Origin of the sequence: uncultured Metabacillus sp., assembly GCF_947503125.1 — a bacterium.
Taxonomy (GTDB): domain Bacteria; phylum Bacillota; class Bacilli; order Bacillales; family Bacillaceae; genus Metabacillus.
In genome coordinates, this window is record NZ_CANNCR010000010.1 from 1 (window position 1) to 25,606 (window position 25,606).

A 25,606-nucleotide genomic window follows, 5' to 3' on the forward strand; every position below is an offset into this window, starting at 1 on the left:
CTGGCTACGGCACTTGGGGTTAAAGCCTGCGAGAATGGATATGAGGTACGTTTTTTCAGAGTAGCAGATTTAGTGGGTCAATTGGAAGAAGCCCTAAAAGAAGGAACCTTACAAAAGTTAAAAAGACAGATTGAAAAATGTGACTTACTTATATTAGATGAAGTTGGTTACGTCCCTTTCCAAAAACAGGGATCTGAATTGTTGTTTCACATCGTTGCCGACTGTTATGAACACAAAAGCGTAATTGTAACATCCAACTTAGAATTTGGCCAATGGAACCGAGTGTTTGGAGATAACCGACTGACCTCCGCACTCGTGGACCGACTGGTCCACCACGCGCACATTGTAGCATTCACAGGAGAAAGTTACCGGCTAAAAAATGCACTTTCCTCAGTGAAACCCCCAGATATAATTTGAATTAAATGATGAGCTGCAAGCCTATGTATTTTTCGCTGCAACTTTCTGCACTTTTCGCTTGCAAAAAACAATCGCTCTTTATAGAGGACTTTATTTTTGATCATAAAAATGGACACCAATTCAGTTGAAATAGATAGAGGGAAGTTAATCAACTAGGTTTTGTTTGATGATTACCTTTATGAATTCTCAGATAAGCCTTTACAAATAGGATTTGTAAGGTACCCCGAATCAAGTGCAGCCGCCTCGACTTTCAGGTTAAATCTCTCTATTTGCCGATCAAGTCTAGAAAAGGATTAATATAGGGAGGGGAAATCGTTTTAAGATTAGTCGCTAATATCAAATGTGTTAATGTTTAGTGAATGGTCGGTATCTCTAACAGAAGCGTAAAATATATCTTTAATTTGATGATATCCCTTTGCCTTTTGTGATAAGAGCCATAATTTAATATTTGATTAAAACACGATTTTAAAAACCTATCCAAAAAAGAAACTGGCTTACAGTGAATCTTTGGTGCAAAGTTTGCCAATTCCTTCTTTATCATACCTTCTAATGAGTATTATAAACACTTTTTTCCCTGTATTCTTATGTAGAGATATTGATTCTTTTTAGTTTGAAACAATTATGTATCCAATTTTTTTATCAATTCTATTAGATAGCATACTAATATTTACTTTCTGTTTTTTGTTGTCTTGCCTTCCAGAATATAAAAGAATTTTTCCCTTTCACATCTCCAACTTTTAATTTGACAATGTCACCTACCTGTAATTCTGTATTAATCCCCATCAAATATAGCTATACATCTCTTTCGCCCAATCTCGGATTTTTGGTTTCCTTTTTTTCTCCCAGTTTAATCCCAAGTTTTATTTCTTCAATGTCCTTTTTTGGTTTTAACGTTAAACGTTGAAAGGATTTCCTTTTTTGTTTTGTTGTCATTTTTTCACCTTCTAAAATGTATGAAAAATTTGATGTTTAATAACAAAACAGTTCCTTTTTATGTATTAGACAAACCTTAATACAGCGACAAATGCATGCGTTTATCTTTGTTATTACATTTTCAATGTTAAATACCCATAAATAGGATGATTAAGAGGGAGAAACTCTTAAAACTTTGGGATAATATCCGAAAAATGGGAAAAATATTAGTCCTTTCAGGAAATACAATCATCTTATTTTATAAAGGTAGGGGTGTAAAAAAATTGAAGTTGAGAAAAGAAAAAATGAAAAGTTATAAGAGCTATTGCTGTCAACGAGAAATAGAAGAAATGATGGGGATATGGAAAAGGGGTTATTATCGAAAAAATGGAGCTATACGTCAAAAATAATTTAGATTTAAATTTCCCAAAAATCATTGAATAAAAAATTCTCCATAAAGCAAAATAAAAGAGTAAAAAAAAATTCAAGGAGGAAATTATCATGACAGTAATAAATGACGTTAAAACAGCTCTAGCAGGATTGAAAAGTGCTCAAGCAAGTTTTGAAACATTTGCTCTTAGTACAGATAATCAACAAGCTAAGCAACTTTACCAAGATGCAGCTAAGCAAACCCAATCCGTTGTAGACAGCATTGAACCACGTGTTCAACAAATCGAACAAGAAGAACCTCAATACAAACAACAGTAATTAGTAAGGCGAAAAAAGGTTGGCCTCTTAACCAACCTTTTTTCAGCTGTTCAAATAATAGAAAAAAATGGAGGTGATTTTTTTGAAAGATAAAATAACCACATTGAAAAACCTACTTTTTATTATAATGGTCATTGGTTTCGCATCAGGATGTAATGGTAATCAAAATGAATTTATTCAAGGTAATAGTACTTTTGGTATTTCACAAGTACATACAAGTAAGCCAATTGATCAATCCGTTGCCAATCATGCGAAAGAAAAGATAATTGCCAAGGAAGATATTACAGACGTAAAAGCTGTGAATACTGATAAAGAGCTTATGGCAGCGATTAAAGTTGAGAATTTTGATCGATTTCGATTAAAGAGTATCGAGAAGTCAGTAAAATCCGACTTAGAAAAAAAATATCCCGACTATAAAGTTTTTGTTTCGACTGATAAAAAAATATTCTGGGAGCTTGAAAAGGTCGAGCAAAGACTGAAAAAAAACGATATGAATAAGAAGAACTTAAAAAATGATTTGAACAAACTGAAAAGTCTTATGAAGGAACAAACCTAAAGAGGAAGGATCGAGTTATGTCTAACAATCAAAAGAAACAACTTACTCCTGTGCAACAGGAATATCAAAAATTGCAAAAACAACGAGAGATCAAAAGACCGGTTGTTAAAAATTGTATTAAGGCCTTTTTAACCGGTGGACTTATTTGTTTGATTGGTCAGCTTATTTCAGACTTTTACATTTATTATTTCGATTTTACTGAGCAAACGGCCGGAAATCCGACGGTGGGTACGTTAATTTTTATTACAATGCTTCTTACTGGTTTTGGCGTATATGATCGAATGGCCCAATTTGGTGGGGCTGGAACAGCTGTACCTGTAACAGGTTTTGGCAATGCGGTTATATCGCCTGCCATTGAGCATCGAACCGAAGGATTTGTACTGGGCGTAGGTGGCAACATGTTTAAATTAGCGGGGGCGGTTATTTTATTTGGTGTTTTTTCTGCTTTTGTCATTGCCTTAATTAAAACCACTTTAATCCAGTGGGGTGGTTTATAATGCTAGCAGGTCATCGTACATGGATCTTCGAACAAAAGCCTGTCATTATCTCCACTGGAACCGTTGGTGGACCATTTGAAGCCAATGGTGCTATCCCAGATGATTTCGATACTCTTCATGCTGATTTATGGCTTGGGCAGGATTCCTATGAGAAAGCACATAAAATCCTTTTTGAAGAGGCTTGCCAAAAAGCCATGGAAAAAGGGGGCATACAAAAGGATCAAGTTCAATTTATCCTAGCTGGGGACTTAATCAATCAAATCACCCCAACAAGTTTCGCTAGCAGAACGATTGGAGCGCCTTATTTTGGCTTATTCGGTGCTTGCTCTACCTCGATGGAAGGACTGGCTCTAGGTGCTTATATTGTAAATACAAAAGGAGCGAAATATTTGTTAACAGGAGCTTCCAGTCATGATACAGCTGTTGAAAAACAATTTCGGTATCCAACTGAGTATGGTGGACAAAAGCCACCTACGGCACAATGGACGGTTACTGGTGCAGGTGCAGCCCTATTAAGTGATTCTGGGGAAGGACCTCATGTCACATCTGCCACAATTGGTCGTGTAATCGATATGGGATTGACAGATCCATTTAACATGGGAGGAGCTATGGCGCCAGCTGCGGTTGATACCATTGAAGCCCATTTAAAGGAACGAAATGTTGAGCCATCTTATTACGATTTAATTGTAACCGGTGACCTTGGCCAAATCGGACAGGAAGTGTCCATGGATCTATTTAAAAAGCATGGAACTCCTATTAGTGAAGAACAATACCAAGATTGTGGCCTTATGATTTATCGGGAAGGACAACCCGTTCTTGCAGGAGCAAGCGGTGCAGGCTGTTCAGCAACGGTAGTTTATGGGCATTTATTAAACCGCATGAAAAAAGGTGAATTTAAACGAATGTTAGTTGTGGCTACAGGTGCTTTGCTTTCACCGTTGTCCTTTCAGCAAAATGAAACAATTCCTTGTATCGCCCATGCAGTGTCAATTGAATACGGAGGTGAACAATTAACATGATCTATTTTTGGGCTTTTGTCGTAGGCGGTTTAATTTGTATCATTGGGCAAATTATGTTTGATGTATTTAAATTGACACCAGGTCATACCTTAAGTGCTCTTGTAGTGATTGGGGCGCTTTTAGATGGATTTGGACTATACGAGCCTTTGATTGATTTTGCTGGGGCAGGGGCTACCGTTCCGATTACAAGTTTTGGGAATTCGCTTGTTCATGGTGCGATGCAGGAAGCAGAAAAACATGGGTTAGTTGGTGTACTGACAGGAATGTTTGAAGTAACTAGTTCTGGTATTTCAGCTGCCATTGTTTTCGGCATGATAGGAGCTTTAATTTTTAAGCCAAAAGGATAAGGAGAATTAGGATGACAGTAGGATCAGATGTTAAACAGTGTTTTGCCAGTCTAAAAGGGGTAGAAGCAAGTCTCTCAAGTTTAGCATTACGGACTCTTGATGATGAATCGAAGCGAACTTTGCATGAGGCTATGATGGTAGTACACGAAGTAACAAAAGATTTAAAAAAAAGAGTAGGAGAACTAGAAGGAGATGAACTTCAGTACAAAGGTTTCTAGAAAAACTATATTTACAGGGGGTGTAAGCAGTGCCTGAATGGTTAGATATAGCTGTACGCTCAGCATTATTTGTTGCTGTTTTATTTTTCATTACAAAATGGTTAGGGAAAAAGCAAATTTCAGAACTATCTTTCTTTGAATATGTCACCGGTATTTCTATTGGAAGTATTGGTGCAGAAGTGGCTATGGGACTTGAACGGAACATTTTTCACGGAATTATTGGAATTGTCATTTTTGCGGCTATTCCCTTTTTCGCTGGTTTAATTTCATTAAAAAGTAAACGTTTTCGCGATTTTATAGAAGGAAAAGCAACTGTATTTATCAAAGATGGGAAGATTATGGAAGATAATTTAAAAAAGGAAAGATATACGACAGATGAACTGTTAGAGCTACTTCGCAGGAAGGATGTCTTTCAAGTCTCTGATGTAGAATTTGCTGTTTTAGAGCCAACAGGTGATTTATCTGTGATGCTAAAGAAAGAAAATCAACCTTTAACAGCAAAGGATATAAACTTGAAGGTTGCTTCAATCAAGGAGCCTCAGACCATTATTATGGATGGTACAATAATGGATGAACCACTAGCCACGATTGGACGAAGTCGGGCTTGGCTACAAACTGAATTAGAAAAACTAGGGGTAACGATTGAAAATGTATTTCTGGGACAGGTTAATTCTTACGGAGAGTTAACGATTGATCTGTTTGACGATAAATTACAAGTCGCACCCCCACAAGAAAGACCCTTAATTCTTTCAACCTTGAAAAAATGTCAAGCAGACTTAGAACTATTTGCTCTTGGAACGGAATCAAAAGACGCCAAACAAATGTATAGGTTAAACAGTGAAAAATTACAAGAAGTCATTGATAAAGTGACCCCTATTTTAAAAGGATAAGGATTTAGCTTAGATTCATACATGACGAAAAAAAGATACCATTTTTAATTGAAATAAGTTTAAAAACCTTAGTCCAATTTCGGACTAAGGTGAATTTTTTTACGAGGTGTTAGAAGTGTCTATTTTTTTAGTTAAAGTTATTTTTATCTATATTGTGTTTATTGTAGCAGTAAATATTTTAGGGAAATCAGCTCTAGCCCAACTTACCCCTCATGATTTTGGAGCGATTCTTTTTTTATCTTAATCGAAATTTAAAGGAAAGTAGATATCCTTTACCTGAGCTGTTGTCTAATTTAAGAACATCAGGATATCCGGATATTCACGATAATGAATATGCGATTTTGGAAGCAACAGGTGAAAATAGCATTTTTCCAAGAAAAGAATTAGTTCCTATTACTCCAAAAGATTTACATATGAAAGTGGAATACCGCGGATTACCCATAGCCGTTGTCATTGAAGGGAAAGTGCAAAAGCGTAAATTAAAATTTATCAACAAAAATGAAAAGTGGTCAAAGGAAGAACTAAAGGCAAAGGGATATCTTCAAATCAAAGATTTTTTTTATGCTGCTGTTAGAGATACCGATCATTCATTAACCATTAACAAAAAAGATGTTAACGACTAATTTTAAGACGATTTCCTCCCACTATAAATTAATGTTTTCTCTTATTTACTCCTTATTGCATTTACCACTTTCATTTTCCAAATTTATAAAAAATTATACCTATATTTAGGAATTTACCAGATGGTAATTTTCAAAATCACTAAGTCTCTAGTTAGGACAGTGCCCAGATCATTACGCCTTTCGTGATGTCAGAACTTTCCCAACCTTAATTCTCTTTTTTTCGTTCTTAATATCTTATACAAGTTCTTATTAAGGTAGTCCATAATATATAACAGACAATCCCTTCATATTCCATACGTATACTGGTTACATAGTTTGTACATGTTAAGAGAAACAGAAGGAGGGATTCCAGTTGGAGTGGATTTTTTATCTATACCTGTTAAATACGTTCTTTATCTTATTCATAGCAATTTGGGAAGTTCGTCGGCCTGCCAAGGCTTTGAATTGGATAATAATCGTCCTTTTTTTACCTGTCATTGGTTTCTGGCTATATCTTAGCATATCAAACCCTAAGTTTATTCATCGAAAAAGATTGACCTGTTCTAAAAATGAATCTAACAAATTACCTGAGACATTCGGTGCTTCAGCATCGGTAATTGCCAATGCTTTACGGCATTTCACTGTGAATGGGCTTCGAATGGGCCAAGTCCAAGTGTTTAACAATGGGATAGCAAAATATGATCAACTCCTTGTATCCCTGCAAAAAGCCCAAGAAACCATTGATCTGGAATATTTCATCTATCGGAACGACCAAATTGGTAATCGAATCACAGAACTGCTAATCGAAAAAGCATTAAATGGAGTGCAGGTTCGTTTTATGAGAGATAGCTTGGGGAGTTATAAATTCCCGCGTGAAAAAATCCGGCAGATGGTTGAAGCAGGGATAGAATGCAGGACAATATTTCCTCTGCGATTTCCCTGGATTTTGTCCAATTGGAATTATCGGGATCATTGTAAGATTGTGACGATTGACAGAAAGGAATCCTTTACTGGCGGTATGAACGTTGGGTATGAATATACAGGATTAAAGCCAGACGTAGGATTTTGGAGGGACACTCATTTGCAAATTATAGGGGAAGCAACAGGCGACTTGCAGACTGTTTTTGATGTTCATTGGGAAATCGCTGTGCCGGAAAGGATAAAATCAAAAACAAATTTGAAAACAAAATCAGAGGTAACGAAAATCAATTCAATCGGCAGAGCAGATCATTCCAAATGGTCAGCCGAATTGGGATCAGAGTTGAGCACCCTTGATGATAAAGAAATGGACATATCCGGAAAAACTAGGACATTGCATAAAGCGTATATCCATACGTTGGAAGGAAACCCTGGAATTCCTACCCCAGTCATTCGGCAAGCTTACTTTATATGTATAACACAGGCGACCAAGACTATTGATTTAACAACACCCTATTTTGTACCAGAAACGGATATTATCATGGCATTAAAGACAGCAGTAACTCGTGGTGTCCGTGTAAGATTGCTGGTTCCTCGCCACAATAATCAAAAAATCGTGGGTCTTGCAAGTCGTACCTATTACGGGGAACTTATAGAAGCTGGGGTCCAAATCTACCAGTACGATAAAGGAATGTTACATGCGAAGGTGTTGACCATCGATGAGGAGATTGCTGCCGTAGGCTCAGCAAACTATGATATGAGAAGTTTTCGCCTGAATTATGAGGTGTGTCAAGTCGTGTACAGTGCTGATGTGGCAAGGGAACTCACAGAGCAGTTCGAGAGGGATCTTACTGATTCTGTACCATTAAGAATTGAAGACTTGTTGCAACGATCTCTGACCGAGCGCATTGTTGAACAGGGTGCTCGCGTGCTTTCTCCATTATTATAAGTTGATGTATCCTGTTTTTATTGTTCTATCTTAAATCTAGATTTAACTTTGTTTTTAATATATTTCTGACTTATTTGAAAAAAAGTCGAAAACCCGTGTATTATAAGAACTTCCAACATGGGTTTTTTCTTATTTACGATGGAAATTCATTACTAAAAAACGGTAATACTAAAAAGGCAGCTCAAAGAGTTTGAATTCAAAAATATCTGTTACCTTTTCATTTAAATATAGAGGTGATATCAATAGATAATATATTTGAAAATCTTAAGGAAATACGTTTATTAGAAGATAAGCTCTATCATTTAGAATTAAATAGTTGGCTAAAAAATGAGTTTTTAACTTGGGAATGGTGGACACTAGTCGTTTTTTTAGTTGTGCCTTGGGTTATATGGGCTAAACTTGTTAAACGAGACATTATTTTAGAAATTTTGTTATTTGGTACCATAATTATCTTGACAACAACCTTATTAGATGTAGTTGGTGCACAATACAGTTTTTGGGATTACCCCATTGCGCTCCTACCTTTTATTCCCAGGGCCTTTCCTTTTGATTTTTCAATGGTACCTGTAGCTTACATGTTGTTATATCAATATTTTAGAACATGGAAATCTTTTATTTTAGCCCAGATCATTATGGCACTAACATATGCCTATATAGGTGAACCCTTTTGCGAGTGGGTCAAACTTGTTAATTATTTAGAGTGGAGATACAGATATTCATTCATATATTACATCATTGTTGGAATTGTAACTCGAGCTTTAATACTAAAACTAGCCTCTTTATCTAAACCTCAAGATCTTACAACTAAGTAAAATTTAAATTGGAGGAAAAAACTTTGGAAGAAGTTAATATTGGTTTACTGACGATCAAAGTCATCGTTGGTTTTGCAACTTTATTTTTTATCATTATCATAACAGGCAGAACATCCATCTATCAGTTAACCCCGTTTCACTTAGTTTTTGTGTTAGTACTTGGAGATTTTTTAGGAAATAACATTTATGAAGATAAGGTAGGGATTTTTCACTTTTTATATGCCATCGGATTGTGGACGTTTCTTATGTTGGGAATAGAGTTTATGACTCTAAAAAATAAATCGACACGTTCTCTCTTATTAGGCAATCCTAACATCATCATTCGAGATGGTGTTATGGACAGAAAGTTACTTACAAAGAACAAATTGGATGTAAATCAAGTATTGAGTATACTCCGTCAAAATAATGTCTTTTCAGTTCGCGAAGTCAAATACGGTATATTGGAAGCTAATGGGCAAATAAGTTTATTATTAAAATCCAAGTATCAAAAACCAGACAAGCAAGATCTCAATCTTCCAGAAAGTCCAGTAGACCTCCCAACATCGTTAATTATAGATGGGGAAATTTTATGGGATAATTTACATGAACTCGGATTTGATCAACAGTGGTTAGATAACCAATTAACTACCAATGGATATGATAATGTAAAGCGTATACTTTACGCAGATTGGCGAGAGAGTGAAGGCATACATGTAAGTCCTAAATAAAATTTGTTAGGATAAGAGCACATCAATTTTCTTGGTGAATATAAACTTTAGTCTTCAACAATCAGGCGCTTTAATGAAGTAACTAAAGCCTAATTTTTCACTTATAACACCGAGAAATTAGACTTTTTATATTTTGGTTTCCTTAACGTTGTAAATCCGCATTTTCCTGACGCTACCCCTATATAGTGAGAATCAGGGTGAATTTGAATTGAGGCGGGAGATATCAAACTATTTACTGCAATCCAGAGGTGTTCGCTCTGCACCAGAACAGATTCTTATAACGGCCGGAACTCAGGCCTCCATGGCGTTGATCTGCCTTCTTTTAGCACTCCGGGAAAAAACCGTGGCTATGGAAGAACCGGGTTACAGTGGAGTTCGATCGGTTTTAGAAGACCAGGGATGCTATATTGATCCCGTGCCTCTTGAGAAGGATGGATTGTCAGTAGAGCATATTCAAACAAGCAGGGCAAAAGCCGTATACTTAACGCCTTCTCACCAATTTCCATTTGGTATGGTTTTATCCATTTCGAAAAGAATGCGATTACTAAAATGGGCTTATCAAACTGGAGGATACATTATTGAGGATGATTATGACGGCGAGTTTCGATACCGGGGTCATCCGATTCCTTCGCTAAAATCCCTGGATGAACAGGAAAGGGTTATTTATTTAGGTACATTTTCTAAATCATTTCTCCCTTCAGCTCGGTTAAGTTATATTGTATTTCCACCTTCTCTAATGGTTCAATATTTACGAAAGTTCGCGGCTTATAATCAATCTGTCTCTCCTATTATTCAGAGGGCTATGGACCTGTTCATGCAAACAGGGGAATTCGAAAGGCATATTCGAAGAATGCGCAAATTGTATCAAAGAAAACATCAAGCTTTGCTAAGGAGTATTGAACAATATATGGGCAATCAAGTAAAAATTGTTGGAGAAAAGTCAGGCTTACATATCTTATTGAAACTAAAAGGCGTAACAGCCTTCGAGCTGATCAAAAATGGTTTACAGAAGGGTGTCAAAGTTTATTCCCCGTCAAGGTTTTGGCTTAATCCAAACACTGAAGGTAATTCCTATATCATGTTAGGATTTGGTGGATTATCAATTGAAGAAATTGAAAAAGGAGTCAGATTACTCGCTAGCTGCCTCCCATGAAGAGGGAGAACAGTAAGTAATAAACATATTGCTTGTCAATAAATCCAAATAACCGTTACAAGCAGTATGTCATTTATGAACTTCCCTCTGCTTACGTACATTAAATCGATTTCGCCGCGACGACCCAGATCCACCACTCTGTGAATAAGATTTAAAAAAGTACCTTATCACGTTTCTTACACTTCGTAAGGAACGTTTTTTATTTTTTAACAATATAATTCATGCAAAAATACCGTGTACGAAATTCCTTACTTACATGTAATTAATCAATGAAAAATTATAATGGGGATTGAATGGGGCCCACAGATTAGTTCATTCGCAAAATATTCATATTTTCCATTTTTATATGAAACCTACGCTACTCTTAACCTCATTTATCTATATATAGTCTATGAATAGAATTTTATTAGAAGAAAGGGCAGTGATAAAGATGGCAAAATATCGAATGGTCCGTACTGATTTTTGGAAGAATCCGATTGTTTCAGAAATGATGACCCCGGAGGATAAGTATTTTTACCTCTATCTTCTTACGAATCCACATACGACTCAAATTGGAATCTATCGAATTACGAAAAAGCAAATGGCTTTTGATTTGGGTTATTCGATTGAGAGAGTTCATTCGTTAGTGGAACGGTTCATCGAGCACCACAATTTGATTCGTTACAATCCCGAAACAAGAGAATTAGCCATTAAAGACTGGGATAAATATAACTTGCGTAAAGGTGGGAAACCAGTCATGGATCGTATTTTTTCGGAATTAAAAGAAATTAACGATACCTCGCTTATTCCATTTGTGTTGGAATCTATTTATAAACAGGAAATTCGAAGCATATATGAATCCTTTTATGAGCCTGTAAGAATGTCTGACAAGGAAAAAAAACCGAAATGAATATGTTACATCTCTAGATACGGATAAAAAATTTGACGATACGTCCTTTGTCTGGTAATACAATAGGGCACGAAAAGAAAAACAACAACAAAAAGAAAACAAAAAGATTTTAGCCCTTATATAGAGAATAATCCAGACAAAGTGGATCCATCAAACATCTTTGAAGAGGCCTCGCGTACCACCTGCTAAAAATAGAGTGCCTGAAACGGAAAGCAACAGGCAAGTATAAAACCGCTAGATCACAAAAACCGCTGGATCACACAGCAGCTATTTTTTGTGATCTAGCGGTTTTTTTGGGATGAAGTTAAAAATTTCATGTGTTTCAAAGCTATCGACTAAGCGATTTAACCAATCGTAATATTCCAATGCTTGATGAAGCTTTTTTATATCACTGTTTATTTCATGAACGATTTCTTCTGAGAGATCAGGTTTTTCAAGGAGGAGATGCAGATCACGCAGCGATTTCTCAATAGCAGAAACATTTATTGTTACACCATTACGCCATTTGATCGTAAAAAAATCGATAAAGGTCTGATACCAATCCTCTTCAGCCACATACAGATCCTTTCGGTTTCCCTTCTTCCAAACCTTGTCGACCATATGCAAATCCATTAGAGACCTGACGGAAGTACTCATGCTTGTTTTACTCATGCCTAATTCAATTTTCATCTCATCTAAGTTCATCGGTTGATTTTGAAAATATAGCAGGCCCCATAATCGGCCTACAGATGGTGTCACACCATATAAATTCATATTTTGAGAAATTGCTTCTATCACACGTTCACGAGCTTTCTCAAGTTCGTCTTTACCTTGCAAAGCCTTTCACATCCTATAAGCAGTTATATATACAGAGTACCTATTTCCAATTTGAAAGTAAAGGAGATGAAGTAAAAGGAATATGGAGGAATTGTAAGAATACAGTATATAAAGTACGTACAGTTTTTTCTGTACAAAGTTTACGGAGGTATATGCGGCTATTTGCGCTTTGTAATCAAATTGTACTATTTCTATAATTAATAAGGCAGAGTGTTCGTGACGACTAATTCATAGAAGGGAAGGATAAAATTATATAGATTGAAAGTCGCGTATTTAAAGAGTTAACTAGAGGTGAAAAAATGAATAAGAAAGATGGAACGGCTAAAATCGCCATACGAGACGTGTCGAAAATTTTTGGCAAAAACACCAAAAAGGCGGCACAGCTCCTCAAACAAGGCAAAACAAAGCAAGAAATTTTGAAAGAAACAGGCTCAACAGTCGGTGTAAATCGAGCTAATTTTGAAGTTTATCCCGGAGAGATCTTCGTGATTATGGGACTATCCGGGAGCGGTAAATCTACGCTTGTTCGGATGTTTAATCGATTGATTGAACCAACGAGCGGTCAAGTATTCATTGACGGTGAGGATATCGTCGCAATGAACAAGGAAGAGCTAAGAAATGTGCGGAGAAAAAAACTAAGCATGGTTTTCCAGCGTTTTGCTCTTTTTCCTCATCGCACCGTTCTCGCTAATACGGAATACGGATTGGAAATTCAAGGCGTAGATAAAGAAAGTCGTAAGCAAAAAGCTTTAGAAGCCCTTAAGCTTGTTGGACTTGAAGGGTATGAGCATCAATTGCCGAGTCAGCTTAGCGGCGGCATGCAGCAAAGGGTTGGTCTGGCACGAGCGTTAGCAAATGATCCAGATATCTTGTTAATGGATGAAGCTTTTAGTGCACTCGATCCGCTAATACGAAAAGATATGCAGGATGAGTTATTAGACCTTCAGTCGACTATGGAAAAAACAATTATTTTCATCACGCATGATCTAGATGAGGCATTGCGCATTGGTGACCGAATTGCCTTAATGAAGGATGGAAATATTGTTCAAATTGGTACACCAGAGGAAATTTTGATGAATCCATCAAATGATTATGTTGAACGATTTGTGGAAGATGTGGATTTATCAAAAGTGTTAACAGCAGGTCATGTCATGAAGCGAGCAGAAACCGTCCAGCTTGAAAGAGGGGCAAGGGTAGCACTCAAAGTGATGAAGGATAACGGGATTTCGACTGTATATCTTGTTGATAAGCAAAAGAAGCTGCTAGGAGCTATAACAGCAGCTGAAGCGAAAAAGGCGATTGAAATGAACCTTTCATTAGCTGATGTATTGATTAAAGATGTAACAACTGTCCACCCAGATACATTGTTAACAGATCTTTTTGATGATGTTTCAACAGCAGAAATCCCTGTGGCCGTTGTCAATCAAGAAAATCGACTGAAGGGAATCGTTATTAGAGGTGCTGTTATTGGAGCATTGGCTGGTAATGATGCCTATATAAATGGAACATCACATCAAGAGCTCCCTGTAAATGAAGAAAGGGAGGTACGTTAATATGGAAGAATTATTCCCGAAATTACCGTTAGCCAGTTGGATTGATTTATTGATTGAATGGCTTGTTGATCATTTCGAACCATTCTTTGAAGGAATTGCAACTGGATTGGAAGGCTTTGTAGAAGGAATTGTAGTAGGTTTAGGCTTTATTCCTGCAATTATTATCATTATTTTGGTTAGTTTACTAGCCTGGAAGGTTTGTAATTGGAAGATTGCCTTATTTACACTTATCGGGTTATTTCTCATCAATAATTTAGGATACTGGGAAAATATGATTGACACGATTGCTCTTGTCATTACGTCTGTTGCTATTTCTATTATTCTGGGTATTCCGATTGGAATTTGGGCATCGCAAAGTGAAACAGTTGGCAAAATTGTTACGCCAATTCTTGACTTTATGCAAACGATGCCTGCCTTTGTTTATTTATTACCTGCCATCTTTTTCTTCAATATTGGTGTCGTCCCAGGGGTTGTGGCTTCGGTTATTTTTGCGATGCCGCCAACAATTCGTTTAACGATTTTAGGGATTAAACAGGTACCGGAGGATTTAATCGAGGCAACACAAGCATTCGGTTCAACAACAGGACAAAAATTACTGAAGGTTCAATTACCATTGGCCCTGCCGACAATCATGGCCGGGATTAACCAAAGCATCATGCTTGCCTTATCTATGGTTGTCATCGCATCAATGGTCGGTGCACCTGGTTTGGGAGCGGATGTTTACCGCGCAGTTACACAGCTGCAAACAGGAACAGGGTTTGAGGCTGGTTTAGCAATCGTAATCATTGCGATTATCTTAGATCGGTTAACTCAAAATATAGGAAAATCGAAAAAAGGGGGAACAGCTTAATGTTTACAAAAATATCAAAACTTACATTAGCATTAGGATTAACGTTTGGATTAGCTGCATGCAGCGGCGGAGAGGAGAGCAGTGGTCAGGCAGATTCTGCGTCTGTTGGAGATACGGTCGATTACAAAATCACAGGTATTGACCCAGGTGCAGGTATCATGAAAGCTACCTCAGCTGCAATTGAGGAGTATGGGTTATCAGAATGGGAGCTTGTTGAGGGCTCAGGTGCAGCGATGACAGCAGCGCTAAAAAAAGCTTATGATGATGAAGAGCCGATTATCATCACCGGCTGGACACCACATTGGATGTTTTCAAAATTTGATTTAAAATATTTGGAAGATTCGAAAGGTGCATATGGTGAAGCTGAAGATATTCACTCAATCGCACGTAACGGATTAGCTGAAGATCTGCCAGGTGTTCATAAAGTGTTGGATCAATTCCATTGGACGCCAGATGATATGGGTGTTGTAATGAGCGCGATCCAGGACGGCACATCACCAGAAGAAGCTGCTGCAGCATGGGTGGAAGATAATGCTGATAAAGTAGCGGAATGGACGAAAAATGCGCAGCCTGGTAATGGCGAAGAAGTAAAATTAGGATATGTTTCTTGGGATAGTGAAATTGCAAGTACAAATGTCATTTCAAAGGTTCTTAAAGATTTAGGCTATAAAGTAACCATCAGTCAGGTGGAAGCTGGTCCAATGTGGGCAGGTGTTGCTGATGGCAGTATTGATGCACATGTAGCTGGCTGGCTGCCATTAACACATGCTGACCAATATGAAAAATATGAAGGCAAATTTGAGGATTTAGGTGCCAATCTTGAAGGTGCGAAAACCGGATTGGTTGTTCCCAAATACATGGACATTGATTCTATTGAGGATTTAAAAGAATAAGGTAAATACGAAAATACCCACGCAATGAGTAAAAGCGTGGGTATTTTTGTATTTAAAAGTGTTTTCCATTTACAAAAAAAGAGAGATAAAGCAATATAAATATAGACTAAATTAAGGAGAGGAACTTATGTTTGTCATCGAAGGCCTAATCTATAAAAATATATTACAGATAAGCAAAATGGAAATCCCGGCAAAGACAATCACTTGTCTTGTTGGAGAAAGCGGGGCAGGGAAATCTACCTTCTTAAAAATGCTAAATCTCATGTTATCACCTGACCGAGGTGATATCTTTTTTCAAGATCAACATGTAAAAGACATCGACCCGGTTCAACACCGGAGGAAAGTGGTGATGCTCGCGCAGCAGCCGACGATTTTTCCAGGGACGATTCGTGATAATCTAAACAAGGGACTGGCTTTTGCTGAAAAAAGGCTTAAAGAAGATGATGAGCTGAGCCGCGCGTTAGAGCTTGTGCATTTACATAAAAAATTGGATGAGGATGCTGAAAGGCTCTCTGGAGGGGAAAAACAGCGGCTTGCTTTAGCGAGAGTATTGCTTATGGACCCTGAAGTATATTTGCTTGATGAACCAACCTCAGCGCTTGATGTGGAAACAGAGGAGCTTGTGATGAATCGTTTTATCAGTACGCTCAAAGAAAAAGGGAAAACAGTCGTCATGATTACACATTCCCAAAAGCTTGCAGCAAAATATGGTGAGAATATCATTAAACTAGAGAAAAGAGCAGGGGAACAAGATGAGTAATGTCATAAAAGATATAGAATTTTGGCGGTTAGTTGCCGGTTATCTATTTATATTGTTATTAATTGTTTTTGTAAAATGGCGCGGCTTAAAACGAGAAAAACAAATTATCGTCTCAACAGCAAGAATGACGATTCAATTAATTTTAGTAGGCTATATTTTAACTTACATTATTGAACAACCAAATCCATTTCTTATTACGCTTATCATCATCCTAATGCTATGGTTTGCTGTTTACAATACATATAAACAAGTGGCAATTCCAATAAGCAGGAAGCTAAAGCAGATCATCGCCATTTCGATGGCAGCAGGTTCAATCGTAACCTTGCTTTATTTTAATTTTGTTGTGATCCATTTTCAGCCATGGTATGAACCACAATATCTGATTCCAATTGCAGGGATGATTATCGGAAACTCGATGACAGGCATTACATTGGGGGTAAAGAATTTAATTGAAGGGATCCAAAGGGAAAAACATCTTATTGAAGGAGCGCTTATGCTTGGGGCAACACCAGAAGCAGCAACGAAATCAGTTGTCAACTCAGCATTTGATTCAGCGATCTTGCCGTCCATTAATAGTTTAGTAGGAATGGGAATTGTGTTTTTACCAGGGATGATGACAGGGCAAATCTTAGCGGGTATTAGTCCGCTAATCGCCATTGAGTATCAGATCGCCGTTTTATTAGGGATTACCGGCAGTGTGGCGTTAACGGTTATGATCTTTACCCATTTTGGGTATCGAACGTTTTTTAATGAACGGGACCAGTTTGATGCTTGATGTTTGTCTCTTATCATCGGAACATAAAAAATAATTGCCTAGGGTAGACAGTCTTGATATAACTAAACTAAGCATCATGCTTAGAAGCCGAAATTTAAGGAGCAGAGTATGAATCTTTCTAATTTTATCTTTTTTCTGTTCATACTTTCAGGAACGTTAATTATTACATATTGGGCTGCAAAAAGAGTCACAACAACACAGCAATTTTATTCTGTATCACACAGTTTAACTGGTTTTCAAAATGGGCTGGCAATTGCGGGAGACTTTATGAGTGCGGCCTCATTTCTTGGGATTACAGGAGCTGTTGCCTTGTATGGTTTCGACGGATTTTTTTACTCGATTGGCTTTCTTGCCTCCTTTTTCCTGCTTTTATTTGTTTTTGCCGAGCCGATTCGCAATCTCGGTACCTTTACACTTGGGGATGTCATTTTTTCGAGATTCCCGGAACAACGAATTCGTTTGCTATTAGGTTTTAGTACCATTATGATTTCCGTTTTATATATTATTCCACAGATTGTTGCAGCTGGGCTTCTCGTTCATTTAATGCTGGGAATGAATTATAGCTCTTCCGTATGGGTGATCGGCAGCTTGATGACATTGTATGTCATTTTTGGCGGTATGGTTTCTGCTTCATGGGTTCAAATTATTAAAACGGTTCTCTTATTGTCAGGGACTTTTTTGATGACATTAATGATAATGGCTCGTTTTGACTGGAATATTCTCCAATTATTCCACCTTGTAAAGGAAAATACACCGTATGGGGAGCAGTTTTTTTCTCCTGGCAACCTATTTAAGGATGCTTCAGAAATGCTGTCTCTCAATCTCACATTAATTCTTGGAACGGCTGGGTTGCCGCATATTTTAGTCCGTGTTTTTACTGTCAAGGATGCAAGAGCTGTTCGGAAATCGATTATTACATCGACATGGATTATCGGCCTGTTCTATTGTATCATGCTAGTTTTAGGCATGGGAGCGGTCGCTCTTGTCGGCTGGGAAAGATTGATTGAAGTCGATGCTACAGGAAATCTTTCTGCATTGTTATTATCGTCCGTACTTGGAGGTGATTTCCTCGTTGCGTTTATATCAGCAATCGCATTTGCCACCATCTTAGCTGTCGTAACAGGACTTGTCACCGCTGCAACTTCATCCTTTACCCATGATATTTATCATCATGTGCTGCGAAAGGGGAAGGCAACAGAAAGGCAGCAAATGCAGGTTGCTAAGCTTGCTGCTGTATGTGTTGGGTTATTGTCTATCATTCTTTCTCTTAGTCTAAAAGAAAGTAATGTTACCTATCTTGTATCCTTAACATTTGCCATAGCAGCGGCTACAAATCTTCCACTATTACTATTCACATTATATTGGAAGCGTTTTAATTCGACTGGAGCAATTGTAGGCGTTCTTTCCGGTTTATCAGGTTCATTGCTAGTTGTTTTACTTGGTCCGCAAATGGAACTTTTAGGAAATAAAATGCTTATCCCTCTCGAAAATCCTGGAATCATCGCTATTCCTTGCGGCTTTTTAGGAGCAATTTTAGGAACCCTTTTCTCTAAAAAGGAGGTAGATGAAGAGATGTTTACTAAACTAGTTGTACAAGCCCAAACTGGGGTGAAACGATAGGAGAAAACAGGAATTAGGAAATGAGAGCAGGTGACAACTTGGGGGATTTAACGATTATATTATTTGAACGAATTGGCATGTTGTTGATTTTTGCTTTTATGCTGACGCGGATTCCTTCTTTCCGCTATCTATTGGATCGTGAGCTTTCTGTTAAAACAACCATCTATCATTCTATTATTTTTGGTATTTTAGCGATTGCAGGGGCTCAAGCGGGTGTAAAGATAGCGGATGGACAGATTACTTCACATATATGGGTGTTACAGCTTGCTGAGGGCGAAATGCTTGTCGGGTCATCCTTGGTAGCGATTGTCATTTCCGGTTTGTTTGGAGGCCCATATGTAGGGCTTGGCGCAGGAACTATTGTTGCCGTTTATTGTTATTTGTTAGGGGGAGAGCATGTACTTGCTGTTTGTCTGGCAAATATGCTTTCAGGGTTGATCGCTGGTTATACCGCACGCTTTTTTTCACATGAACGGGTCATCGCCTCGGAAAAAGCATTATTTATTGGAATGTTTGCTCCGATTTTGCATATGGCTTTTTTATTGATATTTACATCAACACCTGAGGAAACAATTGAGCTGGTCAATACAATTGGAATTCCGCTTGTTGTCACAAATAGTGTAGCCATCGCGATCTTTACAGCCATGATTCGGATTGCATTAAATGAAAAAGAACAAGAGGCAGCGTTAGAAACAAAACGCGCCTTAAAAATTGCGGAGGAAACTTTACCTTTTTTAAAGCGTGGGTTGAATTTTCAAACGGCAGCGAAGATTGCTGATCTGTTGCGTGAAGAATTAAAAATTCCTGCTGTTGCCCTAACTGACACGGAAAAGGTCCTTGCCCATACAGGACTAGGCTTTGATCATCACCATCATAACCAACCTATTCGATCTCAATTCACTAGATTGGCTATCGAAACTGGTGAAATCCAAGCAGCTTATGGGACTGAACAGATACAATGCAATAACCCCGATTGTCCCTTACAGGCAGCTATTATCGTCCCTATCCGGGAATCAGGTGAAGTAACCGGATTGATTCAATTGTTTTTTAGAAGATCGCAGCAAATTCGAGCGGTTGAGATTGCTTTTGCGCATGGATTAGGAAAATTAATTTCTAACCAGTTGGATGCAGTTGCTGCTGAGAAAATGAAAACAATGGTTCAAGAAGCGGAATTACGACATTTACAGGCACAAGTTAATCCCCATTTCTTGTTTAATACACTCCATGTCATTTCGGCATTAATACAGAAAAATCCAGGGCAAGCACGAGGGTTAATTGTACAATTAGGGCAAATTTTGCGAAGCAGTTTGAAATTATCGTCAGCTTCATTAATTACTTTGAATCAAGAAAGTACCTATTTGCATTCCTATATTGAGATTATGAAGGCGAGGTTTTCAGACCAATTAACCATTGAGGTGGATATGGAAAATGGGGTAGGAGCGGCAATGATTCCTCCTTTTACCTTACAACCGTTAGTCGAAAACTGTATTAATCATGGATTAAAAAATGTTTCATCAGGCGGAATGATCTGGATAAAAGCGAAGAAAAAGGGTAATTCCGTGGTGATTGAGATAAAAGACAATGGAAGCGGTTTTCCCCCTACATTGATAAGCTGTTTAGGTAGTAAACCGTTACAAAGTGAAAAAGGAAATGGCATTGCCATTTATAATGTTAATCAACGGCTAACGACGATAATTGGTGAAACAGCCCGATTGCAATTTCGAAATCGTTCTTCTGGAGGTAGTCTAATCACGTTTACTCTACCAATATCCGTAAAGGGAAGGGACAAAAAATGAAAATAAAAGTTATGATTGCAGAGGATGAAAGACTGACAAGAGAAGACTTAGCTTTTTTAATTCAACAGGAAGAAGAGTTTATTCTATGCCCTAGTGCGGAAAATGGGCAACAGCTTATTGAGTTATATGAACAATATAAACCAGATCTTGTCATTCTTGATATCAACATGCCATCTTTATCTGGAATTGAAGCGGCAAAACAGCTTAGGAAGCTCTCAAATGGAAAGAGTAAGCCATATTTAATCTTTACAACTGCATATGATGAATATGCTGTTGAAGCATTTAATCTAGAAGCGGTGGATTACCTTCTAAAACCCTATGATGTTGAAAGGTTTAGGGAAGCATTATCACGTGTTCAAAAGCAAATGGTGCAGCCTGAACGAAAGAACAGTAACTCTTCAAAGCTGTTAATTGATAATGGGGAAAAGGTTGTTGTCTTAACACCACAGTCCATATATTATGCTGTCCGCTCAGAACGGCTCGTTGACATACATACAGATAAAGGGCTCATTCAAACGAAAATGACACTTCAGGAACTGGAAGAAAAGCTGCCGCCCGCTTTTTTCCGTTCACATCGCAGTTATTTAGTAAACCTTGATTATATCGATGAAATCGTCCCTTGGTTTAACGGGGCATATAATATCATTCTAAAAAATATTGACCAAACAAAAATTCCGGTAAGTCGTTCAGCAGCGAAGCAGCTTTTTGATCTGTTACAGGATTGAAAAGCTGGTGCATGTTAAATAGGGGAATAGGCATTTCGAACACAGTTTTCTGCAATTGAGACATCATTGTGAACATTTTACGAATATTTTAACAATTGATTACAATTTGATCTTATACTGTTTGTAACCGCTTACAGTGTATAGTTATGAAAGGAGGTTTATTTTATCTATTTCACCATTTAAGGGGGAGTTTTTTATGAGCATGAATGAAAATTCATTAAAACAACAAATGGAACGATCACAAACCTCTATTGATTATTCAAAAATCGCCCAATCTGCAAAATTCAAGGAACTGCTTCGGAAAAAACGCAATTTTATTCTGCCAATGTCCTTATTCTATTTAGCCTTTTATTTTACATTGCCTATAATGACAGCTTATTCTACCGTATTAAATCAACCTGCATTTGGTTCGGTTAGCTGGGCGTGGGTATTTGCGTTTGCTCAATTTATTATGACGTGGGCATTATGTATTCTTTATTCAAAGCGAGCGGCAAAATTTGATGAAATGGTTAATGAAATAATTGAAGAAGCAAAATAAAAGCTTTAAGTTCAATTAGAAATAAAGTTAAGTACTATTTTCGTGTGGTGGGAGAAGAGAACAAGGGAGGAAAAGGTTCATGAATACACTAGCATTTTCGCTGTTTTTAGGTATTGTGGCTTTAACACTTGTCATAACGTATTATGCCTCCAAAAAAACAAAAACGACGAGCGATTTCTATACAGCTGATGGAAGTTTGACTGGCTGGCAAAACGGGATGGCGATTGCAGGAGACTATATGTCAGCCGCATCATTTCTCGGAATCGCCGGCATGATAGCCCTTTCCGGTTTTGACGGCTTTTTCTACAGCATTGGTTTTCTTGTTGCCTATCTCGTTGTTTTATATATTGTTGCTGAACCTCTTCGTAATTTAGGGAAATATACAATGGCCGATATGATTGCAGCACGATTTAATGCGAAACAGGTGAGGGGAGTAGCTGCGTTAAACACGATCGCGATCTCGATTTTCTATATGATTGCCCAGCTGGTTGGTGCAGGGGGACTCATTCATTTATTACTTGGACTTGATTATGTTTATTCTGTATTAATCGTTGGTACATTGATGACAGTATATGTTGTATTTGGCGGTATGACTGCAACAAGCTGGGTGCAAATCGTTAAGGCAGCACTATTAATGATTGGAACATTCATTATTTCAATCATTGTTTTTGCAAAGTTTGATTTTAGTATTTTCAAAATGTTTACAGAAATGAAAGCTGCAACTCCATTAGGAGACGGTTTCTTGAATCCGGGAAATAAATTTAAAGACCCTTTAGATACGATTTCACTTAATTTAGCGCTTGTATTAGGTACTGCTGGGTTACCGCATATTTTAATTCGCTTTTTTACCGTAAAAGACGCGATTACAGCTCGCAAATCTGTTGTGTATGCAACATGGATTATTGGTTTATTTTATGTGATGACCATTTTCCTTGGCTTTGGAGCAGCAGCGTTTGTAGGATATGACAAAATCATTGAAGCGAATGCTGCAGGGAATATGGCAGCCCCATTACTTGCTGAAGCAATAGGCGGAGATTTCTTGTTTGCTTTTGTTTCAGCCGTTGCCTTTGCGACGATTTTGGCCGTAGTTGCCGGTCTTGTGCTTTCAGCAGCATCAGCGTTTGCTCATGATTTTTATAGCCACATTGTACGCCGCGGGAATGCTACTGAAAAGGAACAAGTGGTTGCGGCAAGATGGGCGTCTGTTGGTGTGTCAGTATTATCGGTTATTCTTGCTTTATTTGCCCAAAAGATGAATGTTGCTTTCCTTGTTTCATTAGCCTTCGCGGTAGCTGCGAGCGCTAACCTGCCAATTATTTTGTTAACGATTTTTTGGAAACGATTTAATACAACAGGTGCTGTAGTAGGTATGCTTGTTGGATTAATTAGTTCACTTGCGCTGGTTGCTGTTAGTCCAAGTGTTTTGTCACCAGAAGCAGGAGCAGCGATTCTTATTGGAGAACCGCTTTTCAAATTAGCAAATCCTGGGATTGTTTCGATTCCTTTAGGCTTTATTGGAGCGATTTTAGGAACTCTTCTATCCAGTAAAAAAGAGGATGCAAAGAAGTTTGATGAAATCCTTGTTAAAGCTAATACAGGAGTGTCAACCACTATGAAGTAGAAAAAGCAGTTTAAGGGTCAGTCCTTTGTTGGGGGACTGACCCTATCTTGTTGTTAAACTTTTAAGGCAAAGTCTGGTTGATATTCACGGAACGTTGGGTTTTCTCCGCATACCATTAAGCCTTGGCCCCAGTTTACGTGAGTATCGGCAGACGGTTGATCCGCTGGGTCACGGTATTGGAATAATACATTTCTGCGCGGCCTTTCACTGCGGTTAATGTCAGAGCCATGGATTGTCAAATAATTAAAAAACAAGACGTCCCCAGCTTCAGCAGGGCATGGGGTACCGCTCGAGATCGGATATTCCTTTTGGTCTAAGTAGTGACGCCCAATATGGGAAATGGGACCTTGCTTATGAGATTTTGGTATCACTCTTAGGCAGCCATTTTCCAAGTCGGCATCATCCAAATGGACACTTGCTGCGAGCATGGTATGGTTGTCATGTGGAAAATAAGGATGATCCTGATGCATAGGAAAAGCTGCTCCCTTTTCAGGTGGCTTGACCAACATTTTTGAGTGATGTAATTGAACATTTGGGCCGATAAGCTTTTGTAAAATAGCCACCATGTTAGGATGAGAAATCGCTTTAGTAAACGAGGCATCATGATAATGAACATCATGAAAACCTTTTAAAACAAGTCTTTTTAACTCGTTTGGCGGGATATAATCTCCTTGCCATGCGTGATTTCGATCAAGCTTTGCATTTGCTGCGCATTGAATGATTTGTTCAACCGCATTTTTCATTTGTTCTACTTCATCCTTAGAAAACACTCCTTTAACAAGCAAATAACCATTCTCTTTGTAAAATTCAGCATCTTTTAATGTAATCATCCTAAAATTCCTCCTTTTAGATTGACTGTAACCTTGCTATAATTTTAGAAAATTAAAAGTTTCAAGTCTTTATCTGGAGAGGCTATGATTTTGTCTAATGAGGACATCGGGGGGAAATGTGTGGTCAACCATTCTTGTAGATTGAGTGAAGGAATACTTAATCAATATGCAACAAAGCTGTCTGGAGAAGGAATTTCCTTTAAGGTGCATTATTGGGGTGTTAACCCAAGGCATTTTAATAACCTATTACATAAGCATTCATTTTTTGAGGTTTGTTATGTACTGAGCGGGGAAGGGGTTTATCATGAACTGGATGGACAATATCAGTTAAAAAAGGGTTCTGTATTTTTATCCCGACCTAACAATCAACATCAAATTTTAAGTGAAACAGGTCTTTTTTTATTGTTCGTGGCCTTTGAAATCATTGATGAAGAATCAAAGGATGATGCGATTAGAACGTTTAATAAACTTGCAATAACAAATAAAATGTTTTTAAATGCTGCTGATGATTCTCCGACTGCTTTAATTTGGAGGGCTTTGGTCGATTATACATCAAAAGGCGGTGCCAACGAATACAGTTTTATTTCAAATATGGCAGTCACACTTATCTTGTCTTTTCGCTCGATGTTTTCTGATGAAAAACAAAGAATGGAAAATCAGGAACGATTGTTCTCAAACCGCTTAAGCCATTTATATCAAGCGAAGCTGTTCATCCGTGATAATTTATCAGATCCATTGAGGCTGGAACATGTTGCTAACAATTTGCACATATCTACACGACATTTATCAAGACTTTTTTCTGAAGAACTTGGTGAAAGCTATTCCAATTATATTCGCAGGAAAAGGGTAGAGGAAGCTGCAAGGCTGCTTGAAACGACAAGTATTCCAATTAAAGAAATAACTGACATGACTGGTTTCGGATCCGTACATTCCTTTACACGTGTATTTACTTCGATGATGAATGTTTCACCGGCTAAATATCGCAAAAAATACGAAGTAAATGAAGTAAATCATGAAAAAAGAATTATTAATGAATAGCAAATAAATTTAAGTGATGGGAAATTATTTCCCAGTTTGTTTGAGGGAGTAAGAATCAGAGGTATAATGTAATGAAAATAATTCCTTAAGGAAAAAATAGGATGGCCAATAATTAATTTGAAATGAATTTGAAATTGATGTTAAACAAACAGAAAAACTTAGCGTTGTGAGGAAACAATCTGATATAGGCATTAATA

The 25,606-nt window shown here is 37.7% G+C and carries 27 protein-coding genes and 1 pseudogene; 25 read left to right on the plus strand and 3 right to left on the minus strand.

The window, feature by feature from the left end; translation table 11 throughout:
- The coding region (locus tag Q1B07_RS09445; RefSeq protein ID WP_299088582.1) for an ATP-binding protein at positions 1-417 on the plus strand (417 nt) is incomplete at its 5' end.
- A gap of 792 nt (positions 418-1,209) precedes the next feature.
- Here the strand turns inward: Q1B07_RS09445 and Q1B07_RS09450 are convergent.
- Positions 1,210-1,350, minus strand: coding sequence for a hypothetical protein (locus Q1B07_RS09450; RefSeq protein ID WP_013354185.1), 141 nt, complete (start codon positions 1,348-1,350; stop codon positions 1,210-1,212).
- Between the two features lie 480 nt (positions 1,351-1,830).
- Here Q1B07_RS09450 and Q1B07_RS09455 point away from each other — a divergent pair, with 480 nt between their 5' ends.
- The 13 genes and pseudogenes from Q1B07_RS09455 to Q1B07_RS09515 all read left to right on the plus strand — a co-directional run bounded on the left by Q1B07_RS09455 (position 1,831) and on the right by Q1B07_RS09515 (position 11,594).
- Complete coding sequence (locus tag Q1B07_RS09455) at positions 1,831-2,037, plus strand: DUF1657 domain-containing protein (RefSeq protein ID WP_013352384.1); 207 nt, start codon at positions 1,831-1,833, stop codon at positions 2,035-2,037.
- 82 nt (positions 2,038-2,119) lie between these two features.
- Positions 2,120-2,593, plus strand: coding sequence for a YhcN/YlaJ family sporulation lipoprotein (locus Q1B07_RS09460; protein ID WP_009336487.1), 474 nt, complete (start codon positions 2,120-2,122; stop codon positions 2,591-2,593).
- Positions 2,594-2,610: 17 nt separating this feature from the next.
- Positions 2,611-3,090 (plus strand): stage V sporulation protein AC, encoded by a 480-nt coding sequence (gene spoVAC / locus Q1B07_RS09465; protein WP_009336486.1) that lies wholly within the window; start codon positions 2,611-2,613, stop codon positions 3,088-3,090.
- Entirely contained in the window at positions 3,090-4,109 is a 1,020-nt protein-coding gene (spoVAD, locus tag Q1B07_RS09470; RefSeq protein WP_061794311.1) for a stage V sporulation protein AD, read from the plus strand. The genes spoVAC and spoVAD overlap by 1 nt, the downstream gene beginning before the upstream one ends.
- Positions 4,106-4,456: a stage V sporulation protein AE gene (gene spoVAE, locus Q1B07_RS09475; RefSeq protein ID WP_098797242.1), complete on the plus strand. Its 351-nt coding sequence runs from the start codon at positions 4,106-4,108 to the stop codon at positions 4,454-4,456. Before spoVAD ends, spoVAE begins: the two co-directional genes overlap by 4 nt.
- Positions 4,457-4,467: 11 nt before the next feature.
- Positions 4,468-4,674, plus strand: coding sequence for a DUF1657 domain-containing protein (locus Q1B07_RS09480; protein WP_299088655.1), 207 nt, complete (start codon positions 4,468-4,470; stop codon positions 4,672-4,674).
- Between the two features lie 29 nt (positions 4,675-4,703).
- Positions 4,704-5,564, plus strand: coding sequence for a DUF421 domain-containing protein (locus Q1B07_RS09485; RefSeq protein ID WP_299832641.1), 861 nt, complete (start codon positions 4,704-4,706; stop codon positions 5,562-5,564).
- Between the two features lie 115 nt (positions 5,565-5,679).
- A pseudogene (locus tag Q1B07_RS09490) lies at positions 5,680-6,187 on the plus strand (DUF421 domain-containing protein).
- A gap of 352 nt (positions 6,188-6,539) precedes the next feature.
- Positions 6,540-8,033 carry a phospholipase D-like domain-containing protein gene (locus Q1B07_RS09495; RefSeq protein ID WP_299088659.1) on the plus strand — a complete coding sequence of 498 codons (1,494 nt, stop codon included), beginning with the start codon at positions 6,540-6,542 and terminating at the stop codon, positions 8,031-8,033.
- A gap of 233 nt (positions 8,034-8,266) precedes the next feature.
- Positions 8,267-8,845 (plus strand): CBO0543 family protein, encoded by a 579-nt coding sequence (locus Q1B07_RS09500; protein WP_299088660.1) that lies wholly within the window; start codon positions 8,267-8,269, stop codon positions 8,843-8,845.
- 23 nt (positions 8,846-8,868) lie between these two features.
- Positions 8,869-9,552 carry a DUF421 domain-containing protein gene (locus Q1B07_RS09505; RefSeq protein WP_101552371.1) on the plus strand — a complete coding sequence of 228 codons (684 nt, stop codon included), beginning with the start codon at positions 8,869-8,871 and terminating at the stop codon, positions 9,550-9,552.
- Between the two features lie 166 nt (positions 9,553-9,718).
- Entirely contained in the window at positions 9,719-10,705 is a 987-nt protein-coding gene (locus Q1B07_RS09510; RefSeq protein WP_299088824.1) for a PLP-dependent aminotransferase family protein, read from the plus strand.
- Positions 10,706-11,135: 430 nt separating this feature from the next.
- Positions 11,136-11,594, plus strand: coding sequence for a hypothetical protein (locus tag Q1B07_RS09515; RefSeq protein WP_366945173.1), 459 nt, complete (start codon positions 11,136-11,138; stop codon positions 11,592-11,594).
- Between the two features lie 267 nt (positions 11,595-11,861).
- Here the strand turns inward: Q1B07_RS09515 and Q1B07_RS09520 are convergent, their stop codons facing one another.
- A complete protein-coding gene (locus Q1B07_RS09520) occupies positions 11,862-12,410 on the minus strand; it encodes a GbsR/MarR family transcriptional regulator (RefSeq protein WP_299088665.1) in 549 nt (182 codons plus the stop codon).
- Positions 12,411-12,709: 299 nt separating this feature from the next.
- Between Q1B07_RS09520 and Q1B07_RS09525 the strand changes: the two genes are divergently transcribed.
- From Q1B07_RS09525 to Q1B07_RS09570, 10 genes are all read left to right on the plus strand, one after another.
- Positions 12,710-13,963: a glycine betaine/L-proline ABC transporter ATP-binding protein gene (locus Q1B07_RS09525; RefSeq protein WP_299088667.1), complete on the plus strand. Its 1,254-nt coding sequence runs from the start codon at positions 12,710-12,712 to the stop codon at positions 13,961-13,963.
- 1 nt (position 13,964) lies between these two features.
- Entirely contained in the window at positions 13,965-14,813 is an 849-nt protein-coding gene (locus tag Q1B07_RS09530) for a proline/glycine betaine ABC transporter permease (RefSeq protein ID WP_299088669.1), read from the plus strand.
- The gene (locus tag Q1B07_RS09535) at positions 14,813-15,706 is read left to right on the plus strand and encodes a glycine betaine ABC transporter substrate-binding protein (RefSeq protein ID WP_299088670.1); all 894 of its coding nucleotides are present in this window, start codon (positions 14,813-14,815) and stop codon (positions 15,704-15,706) included. Before Q1B07_RS09530 ends, Q1B07_RS09535 begins: the two co-directional genes overlap by 1 nt.
- 127 nt (positions 15,707-15,833) lie before the next feature.
- Positions 15,834-16,466: an ATP-binding cassette domain-containing protein gene (locus Q1B07_RS09540; RefSeq protein WP_299088671.1), complete on the plus strand. Its 633-nt coding sequence runs from the start codon at positions 15,834-15,836 to the stop codon at positions 16,464-16,466.
- Positions 16,459-17,241 carry an iron export ABC transporter permease subunit FetB gene (gene fetB / locus Q1B07_RS09545; RefSeq protein ID WP_299088673.1) on the plus strand — a complete coding sequence of 261 codons (783 nt, stop codon included), beginning with the start codon at positions 16,459-16,461 and terminating at the stop codon, positions 17,239-17,241. Before Q1B07_RS09540 ends, fetB begins: the two co-directional genes overlap by 8 nt.
- A gap of 108 nt (positions 17,242-17,349) precedes the next feature.
- Positions 17,350-18,861 carry a cation acetate symporter gene (locus tag Q1B07_RS09550; RefSeq protein WP_299088675.1) on the plus strand — a complete coding sequence of 504 codons (1,512 nt, stop codon included), beginning with the start codon at positions 17,350-17,352 and terminating at the stop codon, positions 18,859-18,861.
- Between the two features lie 20 nt (positions 18,862-18,881).
- Positions 18,882-20,657 carry a LytS/YhcK type 5TM receptor domain-containing protein gene (locus Q1B07_RS09555; protein ID WP_299088678.1) on the plus strand — a complete coding sequence of 592 codons (1,776 nt, stop codon included), beginning with the start codon at positions 18,882-18,884 and terminating at the stop codon, positions 20,655-20,657.
- Complete coding sequence (locus tag Q1B07_RS09560) at positions 20,654-21,382, plus strand: LytTR family DNA-binding domain-containing protein (protein ID WP_299088680.1); 729 nt, start codon at positions 20,654-20,656, stop codon at positions 21,380-21,382. Before Q1B07_RS09555 ends, Q1B07_RS09560 begins: the two co-directional genes overlap by 4 nt.
- A 196-nt stretch (positions 21,383-21,578) precedes the next feature.
- Entirely contained in the window at positions 21,579-21,920 is a 342-nt protein-coding gene (locus tag Q1B07_RS09565) for a DUF485 domain-containing protein (RefSeq protein WP_299088682.1), read from the plus strand.
- Positions 21,921-21,999: 79 nt separating this feature from the next.
- Positions 22,000-23,541: a cation acetate symporter gene (locus Q1B07_RS09570; RefSeq protein WP_299088684.1), complete on the plus strand. Its 1,542-nt coding sequence runs from the start codon at positions 22,000-22,002 to the stop codon at positions 23,539-23,541.
- Between the two features lie 53 nt (positions 23,542-23,594).
- On the opposite strand, the gene Q1B07_RS09575 is transcribed toward Q1B07_RS09570, so the two are convergent.
- Positions 23,595-24,371 carry a phytanoyl-CoA dioxygenase family protein gene (locus tag Q1B07_RS09575; RefSeq protein ID WP_299088686.1) on the minus strand — a complete coding sequence of 259 codons (777 nt, stop codon included), beginning with the start codon at positions 24,369-24,371 and terminating at the stop codon, positions 23,595-23,597.
- 120 nt (positions 24,372-24,491) lie between these two features.
- On the opposite strand from Q1B07_RS09575, the gene Q1B07_RS09580 reads away from it, so the two are divergent.
- Complete coding sequence (locus Q1B07_RS09580; protein ID WP_299088688.1) at positions 24,492-25,409, plus strand: AraC family transcriptional regulator; 918 nt, start codon at positions 24,492-24,494, stop codon at positions 25,407-25,409.
- Positions 25,410-25,606 lie beyond the last annotated feature (197 nt).

Excerpts from the sequence above, each read along its gene's own strand:
- Q1B07_RS09450 (WP_013354185.1), bottom strand. The coding sequence starts at position 1,350 with ATGACAACAAAACAAAAAAGGAAATCCTTTCAACGTTTAACGTTAAAA.
- Q1B07_RS09455 (WP_013352384.1), top strand. The coding sequence starts at position 1,831 with ATGACAGTAATAAATGACGTTAAAACAGCTCTAGCAGGATTGAAAAGT.
- spoVAC (WP_009336486.1), top strand. The coding sequence starts at position 2,611 with ATGTCTAACAATCAAAAGAAACAACTTACTCCTGTGCAACAGGAATAT.
- spoVAD (WP_061794311.1), top strand. The coding sequence starts at position 3,090 with ATGCTAGCAGGTCATCGTACATGGATCTTCGAACAAAAGCCTGTCATT.
- spoVAE (WP_098797242.1), top strand. The coding sequence starts at position 4,106 with ATGATCTATTTTTGGGCTTTTGTCGTAGGCGGTTTAATTTGTATCATT.
- Q1B07_RS09480 (WP_299088655.1), top strand. The coding sequence starts at position 4,468 with ATGACAGTAGGATCAGATGTTAAACAGTGTTTTGCCAGTCTAAAAGGG.
- Q1B07_RS09515 (WP_366945173.1), top strand. The coding sequence starts at position 11,136 with ATGGCAAAATATCGAATGGTCCGTACTGATTTTTGGAAGAATCCGATT.
- Q1B07_RS09525 (WP_299088667.1), top strand. The coding sequence starts at position 12,710 with ATGAATAAGAAAGATGGAACGGCTAAAATCGCCATACGAGACGTGTCG.
- Q1B07_RS09530 (WP_299088669.1), top strand. The coding sequence starts at position 13,965 with ATGGAAGAATTATTCCCGAAATTACCGTTAGCCAGTTGGATTGATTTA.
- Q1B07_RS09535 (WP_299088670.1), top strand. The coding sequence starts at position 14,813 with ATGTTTACAAAAATATCAAAACTTACATTAGCATTAGGATTAACGTTT.
- Q1B07_RS09540 (WP_299088671.1), top strand. The coding sequence starts at position 15,834 with ATGTTTGTCATCGAAGGCCTAATCTATAAAAATATATTACAGATAAGC.
- fetB (WP_299088673.1), top strand. The coding sequence starts at position 16,459 with ATGAGTAATGTCATAAAAGATATAGAATTTTGGCGGTTAGTTGCCGGT.
- Q1B07_RS09550 (WP_299088675.1), top strand. The coding sequence starts at position 17,350 with ATGAATCTTTCTAATTTTATCTTTTTTCTGTTCATACTTTCAGGAACG.
- Q1B07_RS09555 (WP_299088678.1), top strand. The coding sequence starts at position 18,882 with ATGAGAGCAGGTGACAACTTGGGGGATTTAACGATTATATTATTTGAA.
- Q1B07_RS09560 (WP_299088680.1), top strand. The coding sequence starts at position 20,654 with ATGAAAATAAAAGTTATGATTGCAGAGGATGAAAGACTGACAAGAGAA.
- Q1B07_RS09565 (WP_299088682.1), top strand. The coding sequence starts at position 21,579 with ATGAGCATGAATGAAAATTCATTAAAACAACAAATGGAACGATCACAA.
- Q1B07_RS09570 (WP_299088684.1), top strand. The coding sequence starts at position 22,000 with ATGAATACACTAGCATTTTCGCTGTTTTTAGGTATTGTGGCTTTAACA.
- Q1B07_RS09575 (WP_299088686.1), bottom strand. The coding sequence starts at position 24,371 with ATGATTACATTAAAAGATGCTGAATTTTACAAAGAGAATGGTTATTTG.